This is a genomic window from Streptomyces sp. NBC_00459 (assembly GCF_036013955.1).
Lineage (GTDB): Bacteria > Actinomycetota > Actinomycetes > Streptomycetales > Streptomycetaceae > Streptomyces.
The window spans coordinates 8826393-8843662 of record NZ_CP107903.1 but is presented as its reverse complement, the minus strand read 5'-3'; the positions used below and the strand labels follow the sequence as shown (position 1 = coordinate 8843662).

Annotated in this window: 19 protein-coding genes; 9 read left to right on the top strand and 10 right to left on the bottom strand. The window is 70.3% G+C overall.

Translation table 11 applies throughout. From position 1 onward, the window contains the following. Positions 1-44 precede the first annotated feature (44 nt). The 4 genes from OHN74_RS38815 to OHN74_RS38800 all read right to left on the bottom strand — a co-directional run bounded on the left by OHN74_RS38815 (position 45) and on the right by OHN74_RS38800 (position 4799). Positions 45-428, bottom strand: coding sequence for a nuclear transport factor 2 family protein (locus OHN74_RS38815; protein ID WP_327699241.1), 384 nt, complete (start codon positions 426-428; stop codon positions 45-47). A 50-nt stretch (positions 429-478) separates the two neighbouring features. Then, positions 479-2623, bottom strand: coding sequence for a putative bifunctional diguanylate cyclase/phosphodiesterase (locus tag OHN74_RS38810; protein ID WP_327699240.1), 2145 nt, complete (start codon positions 2621-2623; stop codon positions 479-481). Further along, positions 2620-3432, bottom strand: coding sequence for an SAM-dependent methyltransferase (locus OHN74_RS38805; RefSeq protein WP_327699239.1), 813 nt, complete (start codon positions 3430-3432; stop codon positions 2620-2622). Before OHN74_RS38805 ends, OHN74_RS38810 begins: the two co-directional genes overlap by 4 nt. Before the next feature lie 386 nt (positions 3433-3818). Further along, positions 3819-4799: an SCO0930 family lipoprotein gene (locus OHN74_RS38800; protein WP_327699238.1), complete on the bottom strand. Its 981-nt coding sequence runs from the start codon at positions 4797-4799 to the stop codon at positions 3819-3821. A 578-nt stretch (positions 4800-5377) separates the two neighbouring features. Here OHN74_RS38800 and OHN74_RS38795 point away from each other — a divergent pair. The 4 genes from OHN74_RS38795 (at position 5378) to OHN74_RS38780 (ending at position 7404) form a co-directional block, all read left to right on the top strand. Next, entirely contained in the window at positions 5378-5533 is a 156-nt protein-coding gene (locus tag OHN74_RS38795) for a hypothetical protein (RefSeq protein WP_327699237.1), read from the top strand. Between the two features lie 112 nt (positions 5534-5645). Continuing rightward, on the top strand, positions 5646-5828 hold the full coding sequence (locus tag OHN74_RS38790; protein ID WP_327699236.1) for a hypothetical protein: 183 nt from the start codon (positions 5646-5648) through the stop codon (positions 5826-5828). 18 nt (positions 5829-5846) lie between these two features. After that, positions 5847-6611, top strand: coding sequence for a bestrophin-like domain (locus tag OHN74_RS38785; RefSeq protein WP_327699235.1), 765 nt, complete (start codon positions 5847-5849; stop codon positions 6609-6611). 268 nt (positions 6612-6879) lie between these two features. Then, positions 6880-7404, top strand: a complete 525-nt coding sequence (locus OHN74_RS38780) for a hypothetical protein (RefSeq protein WP_327699234.1) — start codon at positions 6880-6882, stop codon at positions 7402-7404. Between the two features lie 94 nt (positions 7405-7498). On the opposite strand, the gene OHN74_RS38775 is transcribed toward OHN74_RS38780, so the two are convergent. After that, the gene (locus OHN74_RS38775) at positions 7499-7987 is read right to left on the bottom strand and encodes a hypothetical protein (RefSeq protein ID WP_327699233.1); all 489 of its coding nucleotides are present in this window, start codon (positions 7985-7987) and stop codon (positions 7499-7501) included. A 331-nt stretch (positions 7988-8318) separates the two neighbouring features. Here OHN74_RS38775 and OHN74_RS38770 point away from each other — a divergent pair, with 331 nt between their 5' ends. Continuing rightward, positions 8319-8981 carry a class F sortase gene (locus OHN74_RS38770; RefSeq protein ID WP_327699232.1) on the top strand — a complete coding sequence of 221 codons (663 nt, stop codon included), beginning with the start codon at positions 8319-8321 and terminating at the stop codon, positions 8979-8981. Between the two features lie 44 nt (positions 8982-9025). On the opposite strand, the gene OHN74_RS38765 is transcribed toward OHN74_RS38770, so the two are convergent. Next, complete coding sequence (locus tag OHN74_RS38765; protein ID WP_327699231.1) at positions 9026-9871, bottom strand: polysaccharide deacetylase family protein; 846 nt, start codon at positions 9869-9871, stop codon at positions 9026-9028. Positions 9872-10062: 191 nt separating this feature from the next. Between OHN74_RS38765 and OHN74_RS38760 the strand changes: the two genes are divergently transcribed. Beyond that, the gene (locus OHN74_RS38760; RefSeq protein WP_327699230.1) at positions 10063-10539 is read left to right on the top strand and encodes a universal stress protein; all 477 of its coding nucleotides are present in this window, start codon (positions 10063-10065) and stop codon (positions 10537-10539) included. A gap of 6 nt (positions 10540-10545) precedes the next feature. On the opposite strand, the gene OHN74_RS38755 is transcribed toward OHN74_RS38760, so the two are convergent. After that, positions 10546-11718, bottom strand: coding sequence for a CapA family protein (locus tag OHN74_RS38755; protein ID WP_327699229.1), 1173 nt, complete (start codon positions 11716-11718; stop codon positions 10546-10548). Between the two features lie 199 nt (positions 11719-11917). Here OHN74_RS38755 and OHN74_RS38750 point away from each other — a divergent pair, with 199 nt between their 5' ends. From OHN74_RS38750 to OHN74_RS38740, 3 genes are all read left to right on the top strand, one after another. After that, on the top strand, positions 11918-12466 hold the full coding sequence (locus OHN74_RS38750; protein WP_327699228.1) for a sigma-70 family RNA polymerase sigma factor: 549 nt from the start codon (positions 11918-11920) through the stop codon (positions 12464-12466). A gap of 147 nt (positions 12467-12613) precedes the next feature. Next, on the top strand, positions 12614-13129 hold the full coding sequence (locus OHN74_RS38745) for a hypothetical protein (protein ID WP_327699227.1): 516 nt from the start codon (positions 12614-12616) through the stop codon (positions 13127-13129). Between the two features lie 139 nt (positions 13130-13268). Next, positions 13269-13922: an anti-sigma factor family protein gene (locus tag OHN74_RS38740; protein WP_327699226.1), complete on the top strand. Its 654-nt coding sequence runs from the start codon at positions 13269-13271 to the stop codon at positions 13920-13922. Positions 13923-13956: 34 nt separating this feature from the next. Here OHN74_RS38740 and OHN74_RS38735 read toward each other — a convergent pair whose 3' ends face one another. The 3 genes from OHN74_RS38735 to OHN74_RS38725 form a co-directional block, all read right to left on the bottom strand. Then, positions 13957-14820: an Fpg/Nei family DNA glycosylase gene (locus OHN74_RS38735; RefSeq protein WP_327699225.1), complete on the bottom strand. Its 864-nt coding sequence runs from the start codon at positions 14818-14820 to the stop codon at positions 13957-13959. 31 nt (positions 14821-14851) lie between these two features. After that, on the bottom strand, positions 14852-16939 hold the full coding sequence (locus tag OHN74_RS38730; protein WP_327699224.1) for a SpoIIE family protein phosphatase: 2088 nt from the start codon (positions 16937-16939) through the stop codon (positions 14852-14854). Between the two features lie 64 nt (positions 16940-17003). After that, positions 17004-17267, bottom strand: a complete 264-nt coding sequence (locus OHN74_RS38725; RefSeq protein WP_327699223.1) for a hypothetical protein — start codon at positions 17265-17267, stop codon at positions 17004-17006. Positions 17268-17270 lie beyond the last annotated feature (3 nt).

Below are 17270 nucleotides of genomic sequence, written 5' to 3'. Positions count from 1 at the left end.
GCTGGTCGCGCAGTTCCCCGCGCCCCTACAGGGCGCGCTGCCCGTCAGGTCTGATTCGGCGGCACCGGGGTGCCCTGGTGGTAGTACATGCGCCAGCCCGTTTCCTCGTCCCGCTTGCGCCACAGGGAGCTGCGGCGGGCCCGGTGGCCGTCGAAGACCGTCTCGAAGGTGAGGTGCACCAGGCCGGGGGCCAGGAGCACGCCCGTGATCGCCGACGGCTCGTAGCGCGGGCCGTCCGTCGAACTGCCCGGCTTGCCGGGAAGCCCGGTGATCGTCTCCTCGTACGTGTAGCGCCGGCCGGAGGCGCCGACCTCCACGAACTCGGGGTCGAACAGGCGGGCGACCTCGCCGGAGGAACGGAAGGCGGGGTCCATCAGGCGCAGTTCGCCCGCGATGGCCTCGTTCACGTCAGCTGATTCCTGGGTCACCCGCACATGATCGCGGGTGACCCCGGCGCCCCCGCAACCGAGTTGTCGGCTCAGCCCGTCGCGTCCACCAGTGCCAGGTCGTGCAGGCGTTCCGGCGGGCCGGGGCGGGCGTAGTACCAGCCCTGGGCCGTGTCGCAGCCCAGTATGCGGAGCTGTTCGGCCTGGGCGCCCGTCTCCACGCCCTCGACCGTGACCGTGAGGTTCAGGCTGTGGGCGAGGGAGACGATTCCCTCGACGATCTTGAGGTCGACGGGGTCCGCCGGGAACTGCTGCATCCCCTGGGTGAAGGAGCGGTCGAGCTTGAGGATGCTCACCGGCAGGCGGCGCAGGTTGGCGAGGTTCGAGTAGCCGGTGCCGAAGTCGTCCAGGGCGATGTCCACGCCCATCTCGGCGAGGCGGCGCAGGGGTTTGAGGAGGTCGTCGTCGGCGCCGATCAACGCCGACTCCGTCACCTCCAGGCACAGGGCCTCGGGTTCCAGACCCGCGCGTTCCAGGATGTCGACGGTGTCCTGCACCAGACCGGGGTGGGTGAGCTGGCACGGGGACAGGTTGACGTTGATGCGCAGCGGGCCCCCGGCCGGGTGTCCCCCGTACTGTTCCTGCCAGTCGCGGGCCTGCCGCACCGACTGGTCCAGGACCCAGCGGCCGAGCGGGACGATCAGGCCGGTGTGTTCGGCGAGCGGGATGAAGCGGTCCGGGCCGAGGACACCGTGCTGCGGATGCAGCCAGCGCACCAGTGCCTCCGCGCCGCGGACGCTGCCGTCACCGAGGTGGACCAGCGGCTGGTACTCGATGAAGAACTCGCTGCGGTCCAGGGCGGCCGGCAGCGCGGTGGTCAGCCCGTGGCGGGTGATCGCCCTCAAGTCTGCCTCGGGGTCGGCCAGTTCGAAGCGGTTGCCGCCCGCCGACTTCGCCCGGTACATGGTGATGTCGGCGCTGCGCAGTACTTCCGCCGGGCCGCGCTCCCCCGCCGGTCCCTCGACGATGCCGATACTGCCGCGCACGGTCAGCTCACGGCCGTCGACACTGACCGGCGCGATCATCGCGTTCATGATGCGGGCGGCGAGTTCGTCGACCTCGCGCTCGGTGTCGGGGCCGGTGGTCAGCGCCACGAACTCGTCGCCGCCCAGCCGGGCCACCATCTCGCCCGGCGCCGTCGCACAGGACTGCAGCCGGTCGGCGACCTCGACGAGCAGCCGGTCGCCGGCCGCGTGGCCGAGGCTGTCGTTGATGGTCTTGAAGCCGTCGAGGTCGAGATAGCACAGGCCGAAGCGCTGGCCCTCGCCCGCGGACACCGCCTTCTCCAGGCGTTCGAAGAACAGGGTGCGGTTGGGCAGCCCGGTGAGCGCGTCGTGCGTGGCCTCGTACCGCAGCCGGAGGTTGAGGAGACGGCGCTCGGTGGTGTCCTCCATCAGGGCCAGTTGGTACTGCGGCCGGCCGTCGGCGTCGCGCAGCAGGGAGACCGTGAGGTTGGTCCACAGGACCGTTCCGTCGGGGCGGTAGAACGCCTTCTCGACGTGGTAGTGCTCACGCTCGCCGCGGACGAGTTCGTCGTACAGCCGCCAGACCTGCGGGGCGTCGTCCGGATGGGTCCAGTCCGTGACATTGCGGCCCCGTACGGTCTGCTCCGAGCCGCCGAACATGCGTTGCAGCGCGCCGTTGATCTGGAGGATGTTGCCGTCGAGGTCGGCGATGCCGATGCCTATGGCCGCACCCTCGAAGACCGCCCGGAAGCGGGCCTCGCTGTCGTGCAGCGCCTCGGCGACCGCGCTGCGCGCGGTCTGCGCGGCCCATGCGATCGCCTCCTGCTCGGCCAGTGTCCGGTCGCGCAGCGCGGCGGCGTATCCGGCGGACATGGCGTGCTGGAGCCTCGCCGAACGGGCGCGGAGGTCCTCCTGGGGGCCGTCCTCGCCGCAGTACAGCACCAGATAGGCGTCCACGCAGTCGAGCGAGCGGCTGAGCGCCTCGGGGTCGGTGCAGTGCGCGGAGACCAGCGCCGCGCCGACCGCCCGGCCCTCCTCCGCGTCGAACGTCCTGGCCAGCAGCGCCTGGCTCAACCGCCCGGCGAGCGGCAGGAGTTGCTCCTCGAACTCCACCCGGGTGAGTGACGTGGAGGTCACCTGGTAGACCGCCCGGCTCCAGATGGTCGCGAACCTGCGGAGTCTGTCCTGAGGGCCGTCCGGCTCGGCGGTCACGCCTTGCGCCCCACGCCGGCGAATCCGGAGAAGGAGTACGCGTCCTCGTCCTCCGGCGCCGTCTCCGGCCGCCACTGCGGCATGGGCACCAGTCCCGGTTCCACCATGTCGTACCCCTCGAAGAACCGCGCGATCGCCTCGCGCGAGCGCATGACCAGCGGATTGCGAATGCCCTTGTATACGTCGACCGCGCCCTCGGCCCGCTCCTGCGGCAGCGGGATTCCCTCGTACGAGGCATGCGTCAGGACGAGCAGGCTGCCGGGAGCGAGCGCGTCGCGCAGCTCGGCGACCGCCGTGTACGGGTCGTCCATGTCTTCCACGAAATGCAGTATGGCAACGAGAAGCAGGGCCACTGGCCGGTTCTGATCGATCAGAGCCCGCACCTGGGGGCTGTCCAGGATCTCCCGGGGCTTGCGCAGATCGGCGGCGAGGACGTCCGCCCGCTCGTCCCCGGCCAGGACCGCCTGGCTGTGTGCGACGGCAACCGGGTCGTGGTCGACGTACATCACCCGCGCCTCGGGGCTGACCTCCCGGGCCACTTCATGGACGCTGCCGAAGGTGGGAATGCCGGAGCCGATGTCGAGGAACTGGGTGATGCCCTCGGCTGCGGCGAAGCGGACGGCCCGGCGCATGAACGCGCGGTTCGCCTGCATGATCTTCGGAAGTCCCGGCATGAACTCCATGGCCCTGCGGGCCGCTTCCCGGTCGACCTCGAAGTTGTGCGATCCGCCCAGGTAGAAGTCGTAGATCCGGGAAACGCTCGGCACCGAGATGTCGATGCCCCGGGGGGCCCAGGCAGGACGCTCCATCTATCTATCTCCCAGGAGTTGGCAGGCGTTGGCGCTCCAGTGTTCGAGCTGAGGTTACTGATCGCCTGCCAAAGGGGCGAGCCTAAACGGAAATTGACCATCCGTTCCCGGTCACTGCCTGCGGCACGTGCCGAATTGACGTACCGCGAACTCCCCTACGAAAAGTATCCGGAGCATTGCAAAGAGTTCTCAAGGGTTACGAAGCAGTCGCCGCCGACTCCCCGTTGAAATACGGCGAGTCGGGGACGATTCACCGGCAAATCGCCCTGCCTACGGATGACTTCCGGACATGCCGAAGCGGCCTGTTCCCTCCGGCTCGCACGGACTGTGCGGGACGGAGGGAACAGGCCCGGAGAAGTCGGTCTCCCCTGTCGCCGGTTCGGCTGTTACTGGTTCGGCGCGCCGACCAGCTTGCCGTCGGGTGCCACGGCGTACCAGGTGCCGCCGACGCCCTGGCCGTTGGTGTCGCCGGCCTTCTTGTCGTTGATGAAGGTGTAGATGGGCGAGCAGTTGAGCGTCTGCTGCTCGGCACCGTCGGGCCGGGTGAAGTTCATGTAGCCCTTCTCCTTGATGCCCTTCGTGTTCTTGAAGGCGACCGGCTCGACGACCGGCCACTTGTCCAGGCAGGCACCGACACAGGCGGACACCGGCTTAGGCCAGGCCTCGTCCTTCAGGAAGCGGTAGACCGTCATGCCGTTCTTGTCGACGACGATCGTCCCGAGCTTGGGGTCGTTGCGGGTGGACAGGCCGGGCAGCGAGGCGAGCGTCGCCTTCTTGCCGTCGGGCGCGAGGCCGTACCACTTGCCGCCCACACCCTGGCCCTTGATGTCGCCGGGCGCGGTGTCCTTGGCGTAGTAGTAGGCGGCCCAGCCGCCGACGGTGAGCTGCTTGGTGCCGTCGGAACGGGTCACCTCGCCGAGCAGCGCGGCATCGATACCGGCACCGGCCGTGACATCGTCCGCCGGAACCGGCGGCCAGGCGGTGGCGCAGTCGCCGTCGCAGTTGGACTTCGGCGGTTCGGCCGTGTCCTGGTCGAAGCGGTACAGCGTACGACCGCTGTTGCTGGCCAGCACCTTGCCGACCTGCGCGTTCGTGACCACGTTCAACTGACCGGCAGCGGCCGAGCCACCGGCGGCGGCCTGCTCGCCGTTGGCCTCCGTACCGGTGTCGGTACCCGTGTCCGTACCGGTACCCGTGCCTGCCGTGCCCGTGCCGGCCACAGAACCGTATCCACCGGCGGCCGGTGCCGCCGCGCCGACGTTCTGGCTGCTCGTGTCGGCGCCCTTTTCCTGACCGCACGCCGTCGTCAGCGCCAGCACGGCCGCAGCTGACGCTACGAGTGAGGCGCTCCGCCAGGAGGTCTTCATTACGTACTCCCCGTAATCATTAGGGTGTTGCGACGCCCTGCTGGGCCGCCGCACGGTCCTAGGTACGGGCGGGGATGGTCACTCCGTTCAACCACCGCACAAAATTCTTTCCGAACCCTGTGGCCACACCCGGACCACCCGCCACAACTCGCACACGAGGACGACCACCAGCCACACCTAGAACGCGTGATCCAAACCGCTGCACGACATATGTCACTCGTTCGGGGCAATCTCCTCGCGCTCCCGCGCGCGCGGGAGCACCCAGCACACATGATCTTCGTCGTGTATGGACCCACACGGACCCGATTCGCCCTCGCCATACGGTTGTTGGCACTGCTGGCACTGACCTGGCTGCTCGTCGGCGTGCCGGTCGGCACGGCCGACGCGAAGACATGCGTCTCCGTCTCGACCGGCTCGGGCAGCGGCACCTCGGTGACGGTCACAGGGAACGGCGCCACGGTCACGGTAGGCACCGGTGTCCCGGTCGCCGCCGGAGACGGCTGGTCGGTCGGCGTGGGCAACGGTGGAGCAGCCGTCACCGGAAACGGCACGGCCGTCGTCGTCGGCACCGGCTCCTGGTGCCCGAGCCCGACACCACCCCCGCCCTGCCCGACACCGACCCCGACACCGACGCCCACTCCGACACCCACGCCTACTCCCCCACCGACGCCCACACCCACGCCGGAACCGCCACCACCACCGAAACCGAGGCCCACCCCGACCCCGACCCCTGAGCCCACTCCCCCGCAGAAGCCGACGCCGGCACCGCCGCGACCGGTCGCACCGCCCGCCCCGGCCCCGCGGCCGACCCCGAGTCCGCCGCCCCCGGCTCCCGCACCCGCCCCCGTGCACACACCCACGCGCACCTCGAAGCCGGGCCCGACCGCCTCACCGGCTCCGGTGAGCTATCCGCCGTACCACGTGTCCGCCCGCAAACGGACCGTCCGCAGCGGCCCGTCGCTGGTCTCGTTCACCCTGCTCGTCACCGTGCCCGCCGTGATCGCCGTCGCCGCACTGCGTCCGCGCTGACCCCTAGGAGACATCCCCTTGTCGGAATGGCTTGTTCTCGCCGTCGCGATCGCGGCCGCGTGCGCGGTCGTCATCCTCATCACCTTCGTACGGGACCGCAGGGCCCCGGACGACGAGGATCCGTCCGACACCCCGGACGTCATCGAGTACATGACGATGTGGATCGGGGTGGTGTACGCCATCGTGCTGGGTCTGGCCATCGCCGGCGTCTGGGAGGCGCGCGGCGTCGCCCAGGACCACGTGTCCAACGAGGCCCACGCGCTGCACGAGATCTCGGAACGGGTCCGGGTGTATCCGCCGGACGTCCGTGACCGTATTCGGGACGACGTCAACGCCTATGTCGGACACGTCGTCAAAACCGAGTGGCAGGAGATGGCCGACAACGGCCAGGTCACCAAGCGCGGCGACCAGTTGTTGCAGCGCATCCGCGTCGACGTCACGGACTACGAGCCGACGACGGACTTCCAGGCGCAGGCCTACCAGCCGCTCCTCGACCAGGTGACCGCGGCGGACCAGGCACGCACGGCCCGCGCCGACTCGACCGGGCCGACCATGCCCGGCGTCGTGTGGTTCGGTCTGATCGCGGGGGCCATGATCACGGTCGGCATGATCTTCGCCCTCCAGATCCGCCGTACACCGCGCGAACTGATCCTGGCCGGGCTCTTCTCGACCCTGATCGCCTTTCTGCTCTTCCTGATCTGGGACTTCGACGCGCCCTACAGCCGTGGCATCACGGCCACGGCGGATCCGTTCCTGACGCTCTTCCCGGGCGTGGGCCGTTGACGTTGACCGCACATGGTCCGGTGACGACCGGCTGACGGTTCCTCACCGGACGCATCCACGGGGGACACCCGCCACGCGCGCGTGTCCCCCGGCTCGCCCAACGAGATCCCCTGAGCGGCCCACACCCGTGCCCCATTCGCACGACACCGATCGCGCGTACGCACACGCGTTCCTAGCGTTTCGGATATCGAGGTGCATTTCTGGCGCGACCGGTACGGCGCGAGCGGAAAAGGTCCGCAGCTGCTCCTCGGGGACCCGGAGGACTCATATGCACGCGATACGCGTCGCCTCGGCCGCACTGCTGGGCGTCACCGCCCTCGCCTGCACCGCGCCCGCCGCTCAGGCGGCCGTCACGAACAACAACGTCACCTCGTTCGGCTTCAGTGTCGCGCCCTCGACCATCGCGGCGGGCGGACAGGTCACCCTGCGCGTGGACAACTGCAACGACGACACCCGGGTCTCCTCCGGTGTCTTCGATCCGGTCACCATCCCCAAGGGGCACTCGTCGGCGACGGCGAAGGTCGACTGGGACGCCAAGCCGGGGGCCGCGTACCGGGTGACGTTCACATGCGGCGGCGAGAGCGGCCACACCGACCTCACCATCGCCGTCGGACACCCCAGCGACCCGACGCACTACCCCCTGCCCATCCAGCGCGGGGTGCACGCGGGTGAAGGAGGCAGCGTCGCCGGTTTCGACCTCAAGGAGATCGGTCTCGGCGCGGCACTGATCGCGGGGTCGCTGGCGGTGGCGTACCACTTCTCGCGCCGTCGCCCGAGCGACGACAACGCCTGACCGGCGGCACCAGCACAGCCCTTCGCCCCGGACCCTGACGGGTTCCGGGGCGAAGGGCTGTCGACGTGCGGTCCGCGCTCCGCAGGAGTGAGCGTCAGATCCGGTTCTCGGACCGGCGGCGCATCCAGAACACACCACCGCCGACGAGCGCGGCGGCCACCAGCCCGCCTCCGATCGCCATGTCGGTCGGGGTGGCCCCGGTGGAGCTGCTGCCACCGAGACCGCCTCGGACGCCACCGATGACCGTGAACACGCTGGTGAAGGACCTGGACTGGTTGTCACAATTCGTCGTGACACTGTACGAACCCGCGGTGGCGTTCGAATTGACGGTCACCGTCGCCGTCGCCGAGTTGCCGTTCATCGACTTGAACTTGGTCGTCGGGAAGGCGTTGGAACTGATGGTGCTGTCCTTCATGGCACAGGCCGAGCCATTGGCCGTAAGCACCAGCTGACCGCCCGGCGCGATGACGCTGGGGGCGGCGGTGACGCTGGACGGCTGGTCCCAGGCCGAGGCCGCCGGGGCGGCGAGCCCCACCGCGGCAGCCGTGGCGGCAGACACCACCAGGGCACGAGTAGTACGCATGTGAACCTCCGCGGAAGGCGCCCCGGGACCCGTCCCCGGTCGATCGGCGAGAAAACGCCTCCCAGACGAACCCTCAGATGCCATGCGCGCAGCCGCATTTCGGGAATGGTCCGTCCTGGTGAGGGACACGCCGACACAAGACCGCACAATCAGATATTGCCGCAGGTCACGGACCGTCAGAAAAAATACTTGCGACGCCGACCCGGATGGCTCACGAACGACACAGCCGCCACCCGTTCGCTGCTGCCCCGTCGCCGGTTTCCCGTCGGGCACTTAGCGTTCTCGTATGCGCGATTGACACGGCGACGGCCGGGTCGAGAGGGGATGGCGAATGTACGGGTCCGAGCTGGCGGAAGAAGAGGAGCGGCGGAAGAAGCGCGCTCCGTGGGGCGTGATAGCGCTTGTTCTGCTGACCGGCCTCGCTCTCATCCGAAACGGTTCGGGAGAGTTCGACGTGGGTCCGCCACAGCCCGCGTCGGCGGCGGCAGCGGACAGCCGTCTCCCGGGCGGCACCTTCTCCAATGTCCCGGCCGCTCTGCCGTACTCCGTGGTCGACCGGGTGCGGATCCCGGCGATCTCGGTCGACGCGCCGGTGCTGCCGGTTGGTCTGGACGCGGCCGGCTGGGTGGACGCCCCGCCGCCGGAGGACCCGAACCTGGCCGGCTGGTTCACCGGCGCCGTGTCCCCCGGCGAGAAGGGCACCGCGGTGGTCGTCGGGCATGTCGACAACAAACAGGGCCCCGCCGTGTTCTACGGACTGGGGGCCCTCAAAAAAGGTCATCGCGTCGAGGTCCAGCGCCAGGACGGAAAGGTCGCCGTCTTCGAGATCTACGGCATCGAGGTCTTCGAGAAGAACAATTTCCCCGGCGACCGCGTCTACGGCAGCAGGAACACCCCGGAATTGCGGGTCATCACCTGCGGGGGCGGTTTCTCCAAGCAGAACGGATACAACGGGAATGTCGTGGTGTTCGCCCGCCTGGTCGAGGTTCGCTGAGCGTTCCCCGACCGGGCGGGCGAAAGCCCGTCCCGGCAATCCGGTTACGTGTAATGCCGGGTCGGTACGGTGATGTGGTATCCGGAGTCCAGCAGTTCCGGCAGATAGTCGCGCAGCGCCCGGACGCTCTGCGAGCGGTCGCCGCCGGCGTCGTGGGAGAGCACCACGACACCCGGGGCGGCGCCGCGCTCGACCCGGTCGGCGATGGTGCGGGCGCCGGGGGTCATCCAGTCGAGGGTGTCGACGGTCCAGGCGAGCGGCTCCATGCCGAGGTCGGCGCCGAGTTGGAAGGCGGTCCGGTTCCAGGCGCCGTAGGGCGCGCGGAACCAGACGGGCGGTTCACCGCAGGCGTCCTCGACGACCTCGCTGGTGCGAACCATCTGGGAGCGGATCTCGGAGCGCGAGAGGCGGGTGAGCAGCGGGTGGGACCATGTGTGGTTGCCGACGACGTGTCCGTCCTCGGTCATCTCGGCGAGCAGGTCCTTGTTGTCGACCGCCATCTCCCCGCACACGAAGAACATCGCGCGGACATCGTGCTCGCGCAGGGTCCGCAGGATGTCCGGGGTGTAGCGGGGATCCGGGCCGTCGTCGAAGGTCAGCACCATCGTGCGGCCCCGTCCGGACACGCGCAGCAGCGGCTCGTGGCGGACCAGGGTGCGCCCGTGGGCGACGGTGCGCGGCGGGCCGTAACCGGTGAGGGGTTCGAGGCGGTACGCGGAGGGCTTGAGCGCGCGGTGTGCCGGGGGGCCCGCGGCGGGGGCGGCGGGCCTGGCGGCCGGGGTCGTGTCCTGGCCGGTGGTGAGCAGCGCGGCCGTACCGGCCGCTCCCACGGCGGCGGCTCCGCCGATCATCAACGCCCGGCGCCGTGTGAGCAACTGATCCTTCGTCATGAGTCATCAGTCGCCCGGTCCGGTCCTGCCGCCCCGCATCGACACCGGTGCGGCGGCAGGAAAGCACCCGTTGGGACCAGTACGCGCCCACGCCTCCCTGCTGCCTACGACGGCCGGTTCCCGGCGCCAGGGTGCTGTTCACGCGCGCCCCGCGTGCCCTGTGGACCCCCTGCTCCCGATAGCCTCGCAGCGTGACGGAACACCAGCATTCACCCCGGGGCGAGCATCAGTTCGAGCGAGGTACGGACGGCCCGAAGGTCATCGTGGTCGGTGTCGACGGCTCCGACTCCTCGCTCCGTGCCGCCGCCTACGCCGCGGGGCTGGCCCGGCGCCAGCACGCGCTGCTCGCGCTGGTCTACGTACAGCCGGTGCTGACGGCGGGCGCCGCGTTCGGGGCGCCCGTGGCGGAGACGACGGAGAGCATCGCGGAGGATCTCATCGGGCAGATCCGGCAGTCGACCGAGCAGGTCAAGGGGATATTCGATGTCCGGTGGGAGTTCCACACCCTGCGCGGGGACCCGTACGCGGGTCTGGTGAAGGCCGCAGACGACCTGAAGGCGGACGCCGTGGTCGTCGGCACGTCCGAGCAGGCGGGCCACCGGATCATCGGTTCGGTCGCGGTCCGGCTGGTGAAGGCGGGCCGCTGGCCGGTCACGGTCGTCCCGTAGCGGGTCCTACCGGCCCATCGTCAGGCCGTCCTGGCCCGCTCCCCGGCTCAGGACCACATCCCGGATACGGTCGCGCACGGCAACCGACATGCCTTCCTGCCGGGGGTCCTGGGGCCGTCCCCCGGGAGAGTGCAGGACCACCCGGCCCGTGTCCAGGTCGTACTCCTGGGGCACGAACTCGGCGCGGGTCACCTCCCAGCGGTCGCCCTCGCGGGCCGGCGGGGCGAAGGTGAAGCGGCCGAGGGTGCCCTGGTTGCCGCGCGGGTCGCTCTGGCCCTCGTGGTTGGTCATCGCGCCCGCGATCTGGTCGCCCATGCCGTAGATCACCCAGGTGCCGTTGACCTTCTCGTAGGCCTGCGGGACGTGGGCGTGGGTGCCGAGGATCAGATCGATGTCGGGACGGCCGTCGTCGGTACGGGAGGCGGTGAGCCGGTCTGCCAGGCCCAGTTGGGTCTCGTCGGGCTCGTCCTGCCATTCGGTGCCCCAGTGCAGGGACACGGCGACGACATCGGCGCCGGCCCGGCGGGCGGCCCGGGCGTCGGCGACGATCCGGTTCTCGTCGATGAGGTTGACGGCCCAGGGCTGCCCGGCGGGCAGCGGATAACCGTTGGTGTCATAGGTGTAGGAGAGGTGGGCGACCTGGGCGCCGCCCGCGCGCAGCAGCGTGACCGCGCCCGCCTCGTCCGCCGTGCGTGCCGATCCCGCGTGCCGTACGCCGGCCCGGTCGAGGGCGTCCAGGGTGCGGTGGATGCCGCCCGCGCCGTCGTCCAGGGTGTGGTTGGAGGCGGTGGAGCAGCCGTCGTAGCCGGTGTCGGCCAGGGCCTGCGCGATCTGGGGCGGGGACTTGAAGGCCGGGTAGCCGCTGTAGTCGCCGTCGGCTCCGTACACGGTCTCCATGTGGCAGAGCGCGAGGTCGGCGCGGGAAACGACGGGGGCGATCCTGGCCAGCATCGGGCGGAAGTCGTGGCCGGTACCGCCCGCGTCGGCGTTCGCGCGGGCGATGACCGAGTCGTGCGGCAGGACGTCGCCGGAGGCGAGGAGGGTGAAGCCGCGGGTGGGTGGGGGCGCCCCGGGACGTCCGGTCGCGCCCGGTGGCTGTCCGCCCTGGCAGGCGGCGGTGGCCGCGACCAGAAGGGCCACCGCCAGTCCCCTGGTCGTCGGTCGGCTGCGCATGATCATCGACTCACTCCGTCGCGGTCGTATGTACATATGTATCTGTACGAATCCGCATACGGCCTCAAACGGGGAAGCGGCCGTTCAGAAGAGGAACCCACCGTTCGGACCGTTCGTCGCACCGTTCGTCGACGGGTCCGACCGTCCGCCGCACACTCCGGTCCACGCTCTGTCCCGAATCGGGACCCTGCGATGCCATACGGCCATGACGGCCGGAACCACCATCACCCACGGGACGACGACCGCCGAGCACGAGCTGGCCGCGCTGCAGCGCGAGCACGGCCGACCGCTCTTCGCCCTGCTGCTGCGCCTGTGCGACGGCGACCGGCAGCGCGCCGAGGACCTGGTGCAGGAAACCCTCGTCCGCGCCTGGCAGCACCCCGAGGCGCTGCGCGCCGACGCCTTCGACTCCGTACGGCCGTGGCTGCTGACCGTCGGTCGGCGGCTCGCCATCGACGCTCGGCGGGCCCGGCAGGCGCGGCCGGCCGAGGTCGGGGACGCGATCCTGGAGAACGCGCGGGTGTGCGCCGATCACGCGGAACGGTCCGCGGCGACGCTCGATGTGCGAGAGGCTGTGAAGACACTCACTCCCGAGCACCGTGAAGTCCTGGTGCTGGTGTATTTCCAGGGGGCGAGTGTGGCGGAGGCCGCCGCGGCACTGGGTATCCCGCCCGGTACGGTGAAGTCCCGCGCGTACTACGCACTGCGCGCCCTGCGCCGAGTCCTTCCGGGTTATGCGGCCGACCTGCGGTGAAACCAATGGCCCGGTCAAACCTCGGTAAAGTGCCTTGCTGAGGACCATGGTTGAGCAATCAGCTGTCTTCATCCGTGTCCGAACCGGGCGAAGTCCCGGAGGCCCGGGGTCGGGCGACGCGCACGCACCGGAGGAAGGCAGGAAGGGATGCTGCACAGAGGTCAAGAGAGCACCGACGGCACCGGCGGAGGCGAACTCACCGTCCCCATGGCCTGGTTGTACGCCGAGTACATCGCCGACGAGCTGTTGCGGACGGGCGACCTGATGCCGCCCACGTCCTTCGAGTTCCGCGCGGGTCGGGACGCGCTGGCACTCACCATCTTCCTGTCCGACACCAGCGGTGAACTCTCGGGCATCCGGGTCATCACTCAACTGGAGAAGTGGCTTTCGCTCACGGCGTACGACCAGCCCTGGCAGGACTGGGTCCGGACACGTATTTCCAGGTTGGCGGCCGATGCTCTCGAATCGAGGGCGCCGGCGCCGGACTTGGACCTGGCCGCCGCCGCCTGGCGCTGGCTGGAGGAGACCGAGCTGCTCGCCCCGGACCTGGACGCCGTACCGGGAGGCGGGCCCGTGCTCGGTGAGGACGACGGACCGAAGGTGTGGACCCCGGCCTGGCGGCTGGGACTGCCTCTCGGGCATCTGGCGATCCATCTTTTTTAGAATCCGACCAATCCGCGGTCCCCACCGCTCCGAACACCTTTGGTCTCGATTCGGTATGGGGCTTGAGTGATTCCGCGGTCCGGTGCGTACCGGTGGTAGCAACACCACCCCACCCGTACCATCGGCACGAGGATTCGGCATGAGGTCCCTGGAACTGCATCGCGACGTCGGCGCATACGCGCTCGGCGTGCTCGACGAGGCGGACGCGTACCGCTTCGAGGACCACCTCATGGAGTGCCCTCAGTGCGCGGCCCATGTAACCGAATTCGGTCCCGCCACACGGCAGTTGCTGCTGTACCGGCGGGCCACGCCGCGCTCCGTGCACCCCATGACCCAACCCGGTCCCAGGCTTCTGGACCGGTTGCTCGGCGAAGTCGCGAACCGGCAGCGGGCCGGCCGTCGGCGCTGGTTGTACGCCGTGGCCGCCTCGGTGGTCTTCGCCGTGGCCGGGCCCGGTATCGCGATCATGGCGAGCGGCGACGCGGACCGGACGCAACAGGTCACCGCGACCGACGAGCGGTCCGGCGTCTGGGCGCAGGTCACCAGTGAGAACACGGTCTGGGGCAGCCAGATCGAACTGAAGGTCAAGGACGGCGCCGGTCCCCGCGCCTGCCATCTCGTCGCCATCGCGGACGACGGCACGGAAGAGACGCTGACCAACTGGAACGTGCCCGAGCACGACGCCCGTGAGAGCACGATGATGGGCGCCTCGACCCTCCACCCGGACCAGATCGACAAGTACGAGCTGCGCACCACCGACGGCCTGCACCTGGTCACCCTGGACGCCCCCTAGCCCGACGGACGCCTGCCGTGGGCTGCCCGTCGGCCTACTTCAGCAGGCGTGACATACGGCGGTCCGCGAGCGGTCTGCCGCCCGTCTGGCAGGTGGGGCAGTACTGGAGCGAGGAGTCGCTGAAGGAGACCTCGCGGACGGTGTCCCCGCAGACCGGGCAGGGCTCGCCGGTCCGGCCGTGCACCCGCAGGCCGCTCTTCTTCTCCGCCTTCAGGCGTCCGGCCGCAAGGCCCCGGGAGCGCTCGATCGCCTCGGTGAGCGTCGTGCGCAGTGCCTCGTACAACCGCCGGTTCTCCTCCGGCGTGAGTGAGGCGGCCAGCTTGAACGGGGACATCCGCGCGACGTGCAGGATCTCGTCGCTGTAGGCGTTCCCCACCCCCGCGATCAGGCTCTGGTCGCGCAGCGCGCCCTTCAGCTGTCGCCGCTCCCCCGTCAGCAGACCGGCGAGGCGCGCCTCGTCGAAGTCGTCGGCGAGCGGGTCCGGACCGAGGCGGGCCACACCGGGCACCTCCTGCGGATCGTGTACGACGTACACCGCGAGCCGCTTCTGGGTGCCCGCCTCGGTGAGGTCGAAGCCCTCGCCCGTCTCCAAGGCGACACGCAGTGCGAGCGGGCCCTTTCCAGGCTTCGGCGGGCCGTCGCGGAGGCGGTCGCGCCAGTGCAGCCAGCCCGCGCGGGCCAGATGGGTCACGAAGTGCAGGCCGCCGTCCGCCGTCAGGTCGAGGAACTTGCCGTGCCGGTGCACTGCGGTGACCTCGCGGCCCTCAAGGGCGGTGACCGGTGGGTCGTACGTCTTCAGGACGCTGATCGCGACGGGCAGCACGCGGACCATCTCATGGCCCACGAGCCGGTCGGTCAGGAAGACCCTGAGCGCTTCGACCTCGGGAAGTTCCGGCATACGTCCAGAGTGCCACCGCGCGCCCCGGCGCTCAGCTCGTGGGCGGCACCGCGAACTCGCACCACACGACCTTGCCGCCACCCCGCGCCTCGACGCCCCAGTCGTCCGCGAGGAGGTCGACCAGGAGCAGGCCACGCCCGGAGACCCCGGACTCCCCCGCCTCCCGGCGGCGCGGCAGCGCGCTGGAGGAGTCCTCGACCTCGACGCGCAGCCGTCGTTCCGTGCCGCTCAGCACGCGCAGGGTGACGACCGCCGCGCCCTCGGTGTGCATCAGGGCGTTGGTGATCAGCTCGTCGGCCACCAGTTCGACCTCGTCGGCGCATTCCCGGGCGCCCCAGGCCCGGACCGCAGCGCCGATCATGTGCCTGGCCTCGCTCAGCGCGTCGGGGTCGGCGGGCGCGACATGCTGCTGGAGCCGGCCGGCGGACTGTACGGCGGCCAGTCCCCGGCGGCGCAGGAGCAGCAGGGCCACGTCGTCGTCCCCGCTTCGCTCGTCGGCCACCTCGATGAGGCAGTCGGCGAGTTCCCAGACGCTCTCCGGGCCTGCGGCGATGAGCGCCCGGAGGGTCCGCAGCCCGTCGTCGAGGTCGGCGCCGGGCTGCTCGATGAGCCCGTCCGTGCACAGCACCAGGGTCTCGCCGGGGTCCAGTTCGAGGGTGGCCACCGGGTAGGTGAGGCGCCCGAACTCGGCGGAGAGGCCGAGCGGCAGCCCACCGTCGACCCGGACACGGTGGCAGGTGCCGTCGGCGCGCCGGACCAGCGGGTCGAGGTGACCGGCGCGGACCGCCTGGACCACCCCGGTGGAGAGGTCTGCCTCCGCGTACAGGCAGGTCGCGAAGCGGTCGGTGTCGAGTTCGTGGAGGAAGACGGAGGCACGGGCCATCACCGTGGCGGGCGGGTGCCCCTCGGACGCGTAGGCCTTCAGGACGATCCGCAGCTGGCCCATGACGGCCGCCGCGTGGGTGTCGTGGCCCTGTACGTCACCGATGACCGCGCCGACCCGGCCGCCCGGCAGCGGGATCACGTCGTACCAGTCGCCGCCGATGTCCCGGCCGAGCTGGCCGCCGGAGGAGGCGGCGCGGTAGCGGACGGCGATGTCGGCGCCGGGCACGTCGGGGATGGAGCGGGGCAGCATCGCCTGCTGGAGGCCCTGGGCGAGGTCCTTCTCCTGCTCGTAGAGCATGGCCCGCTGGAGGCTCTGGGCGATGCTGGTGCCGAGCGCGACGAGTACGGCCCGGTCCTCCGCCGAGAATCCGTACCGGTCGTTGTAGAGCAGACCCATCGCGCCGATCGGCCGGGCCTGCGCGATGAGCGGCAGATAGGCGGCCGAGGTGATCTTCAGGTCGGTGAGGTGCGGCCACAGGATCGGGTATCCGTCCGCGAACTCCTCCGGCGACTCGATGAAACGCGGGCTGAGGGTCCGTACGACGTCGCCCATCGGGTAGGGCTCGTCGATACGGGTGATGCGGGTGCCGGGTACGGAGGCGCCCGCCGGGCCCTCGGCGACCAGCCGGATACGGCCGGCCTCCACCAGGCCCATGACCAGGCTGGCCGCCCCGAGGTGGGGCACGCCGTGGGAGTCGGTGAGGACGTCGATGACGTCCTCCACGGTGCGGGCGTGGGCGAGGGCCGCCGTGATGACCGTGACGACGTTGGTCTGGCGGCGCCGGACCTCGTCCTGGGCGGCCTGTTCGCTACGGGCCTGGCTGTCCCGCAGCTCCTGCGTGGCGTCGCGCACGAGGCCGATGATCCGGCGCGGGCGGCCCGTGTCGTCGCGACGGATGTAGCCCTGGGTGTGGGTCCAGCGCAGGGTGCCGTCACGGCGGCGGACGCGGAAGTACGCGCCGTAGTTCTCGCTGCCGTCCTTCATCGCCTCGCTGACGACGGAGTCGAGCCGGCGGCCCTCCATCGGGGGCACCCGCACGGCCAGGCTCTCGGGGTGCCCGTCGTACTCGTCGGGGCGCAGATCGAAGATCTCGAACGCCACGGCGTCCATGTGGAACAGGCCTGCGTCCAGATCCCAGTCGAACGTCCCCATGCGGTTGAGCGCCAGAACCGGGTCCGGGTGGGCGGGCCAGTCGTCCGGGAGTGACAGGGCGCTCGCTCCCCGATCAGCCATGCGCCCACACTGCCAGTATTTGGCTGATTCTTCGACTTGTCCGACGGCTTTCGCCGGGCGATTCTCACTCGCCGAAGCCCTCGCAGGGGTCGTACGGGACGTAGGAGCCGTACCCGGTGGTGGTCTCGTCGGGAATCAGGCCGCCGCCGTCGGGGAGGTCGGGGATCTCCGGGACCCGGTCGGGGCCGATGTCACTGCAGGCGTCCTGGGCCGTGCCGAGTCCGACGTCGTCCGGGGACACGGCCTCCTCGCCCGGCGGGTCGCCGTCCCAGCCGCCGACGAACAGGACCGTCGAGAGTGCGCAGACCGTGACCAGGGTTCGGTGCATTCC

Bases quoted from the DNA above. Each gene is read 5' to 3' on its own strand.
- OHN74_RS38725 (WP_327699223.1), bottom strand. From the start codon at position 17,267: ATGCACCGAACCCTGGTCACGGTCTGCGCACTCTCGACGGTCCTGTTC.
- OHN74_RS38800 (WP_327699238.1), bottom strand. From the start codon at position 4,799: ATGAAGACCTCCTGGCGGAGCGCCTCACTCGTAGCGTCAGCTGCGGCC.
- OHN74_RS38780 (WP_327699234.1), top strand. From the start codon at position 6,880: ATGCACGCGATACGCGTCGCCTCGGCCGCACTGCTGGGCGTCACCGCC.
- OHN74_RS38750 (WP_327699228.1), top strand. From the start codon at position 11,918: ATGACGGCCGGAACCACCATCACCCACGGGACGACGACCGCCGAGCAC.
- OHN74_RS38730 (WP_327699224.1), bottom strand. From the start codon at position 16,939: ATGGCTGATCGGGGAGCGAGCGCCCTGTCACTCCCGGACGACTGGCCC.
- OHN74_RS38740 (WP_327699226.1), top strand. From the start codon at position 13,269: ATGAGGTCCCTGGAACTGCATCGCGACGTCGGCGCATACGCGCTCGGC.
- OHN74_RS38745 (WP_327699227.1), top strand. From the start codon at position 12,614: ATGCTGCACAGAGGTCAAGAGAGCACCGACGGCACCGGCGGAGGCGAA.
- OHN74_RS38765 (WP_327699231.1), bottom strand. From the start codon at position 9,871: ATGACGAAGGATCAGTTGCTCACACGGCGCCGGGCGTTGATGATCGGC.
- OHN74_RS38770 (WP_327699232.1), top strand. From the start codon at position 8,319: ATGTACGGGTCCGAGCTGGCGGAAGAAGAGGAGCGGCGGAAGAAGCGC.
- OHN74_RS38775 (WP_327699233.1), bottom strand. From the start codon at position 7,987: ATGCGTACTACTCGTGCCCTGGTGGTGTCTGCCGCCACGGCTGCCGCG.
- OHN74_RS38735 (WP_327699225.1), bottom strand. From the start codon at position 14,820: ATGCCGGAACTTCCCGAGGTCGAAGCGCTCAGGGTCTTCCTGACCGAC.
- OHN74_RS38805 (WP_327699239.1), bottom strand. From the start codon at position 3,432: ATGGAGCGTCCTGCCTGGGCCCCCCGGGGCATCGACATCTCGGTGCCG.
- OHN74_RS38755 (WP_327699229.1), bottom strand. From the start codon at position 11,718: ATGATCATGCGCAGCCGACCGACGACCAGGGGACTGGCGGTGGCCCTT.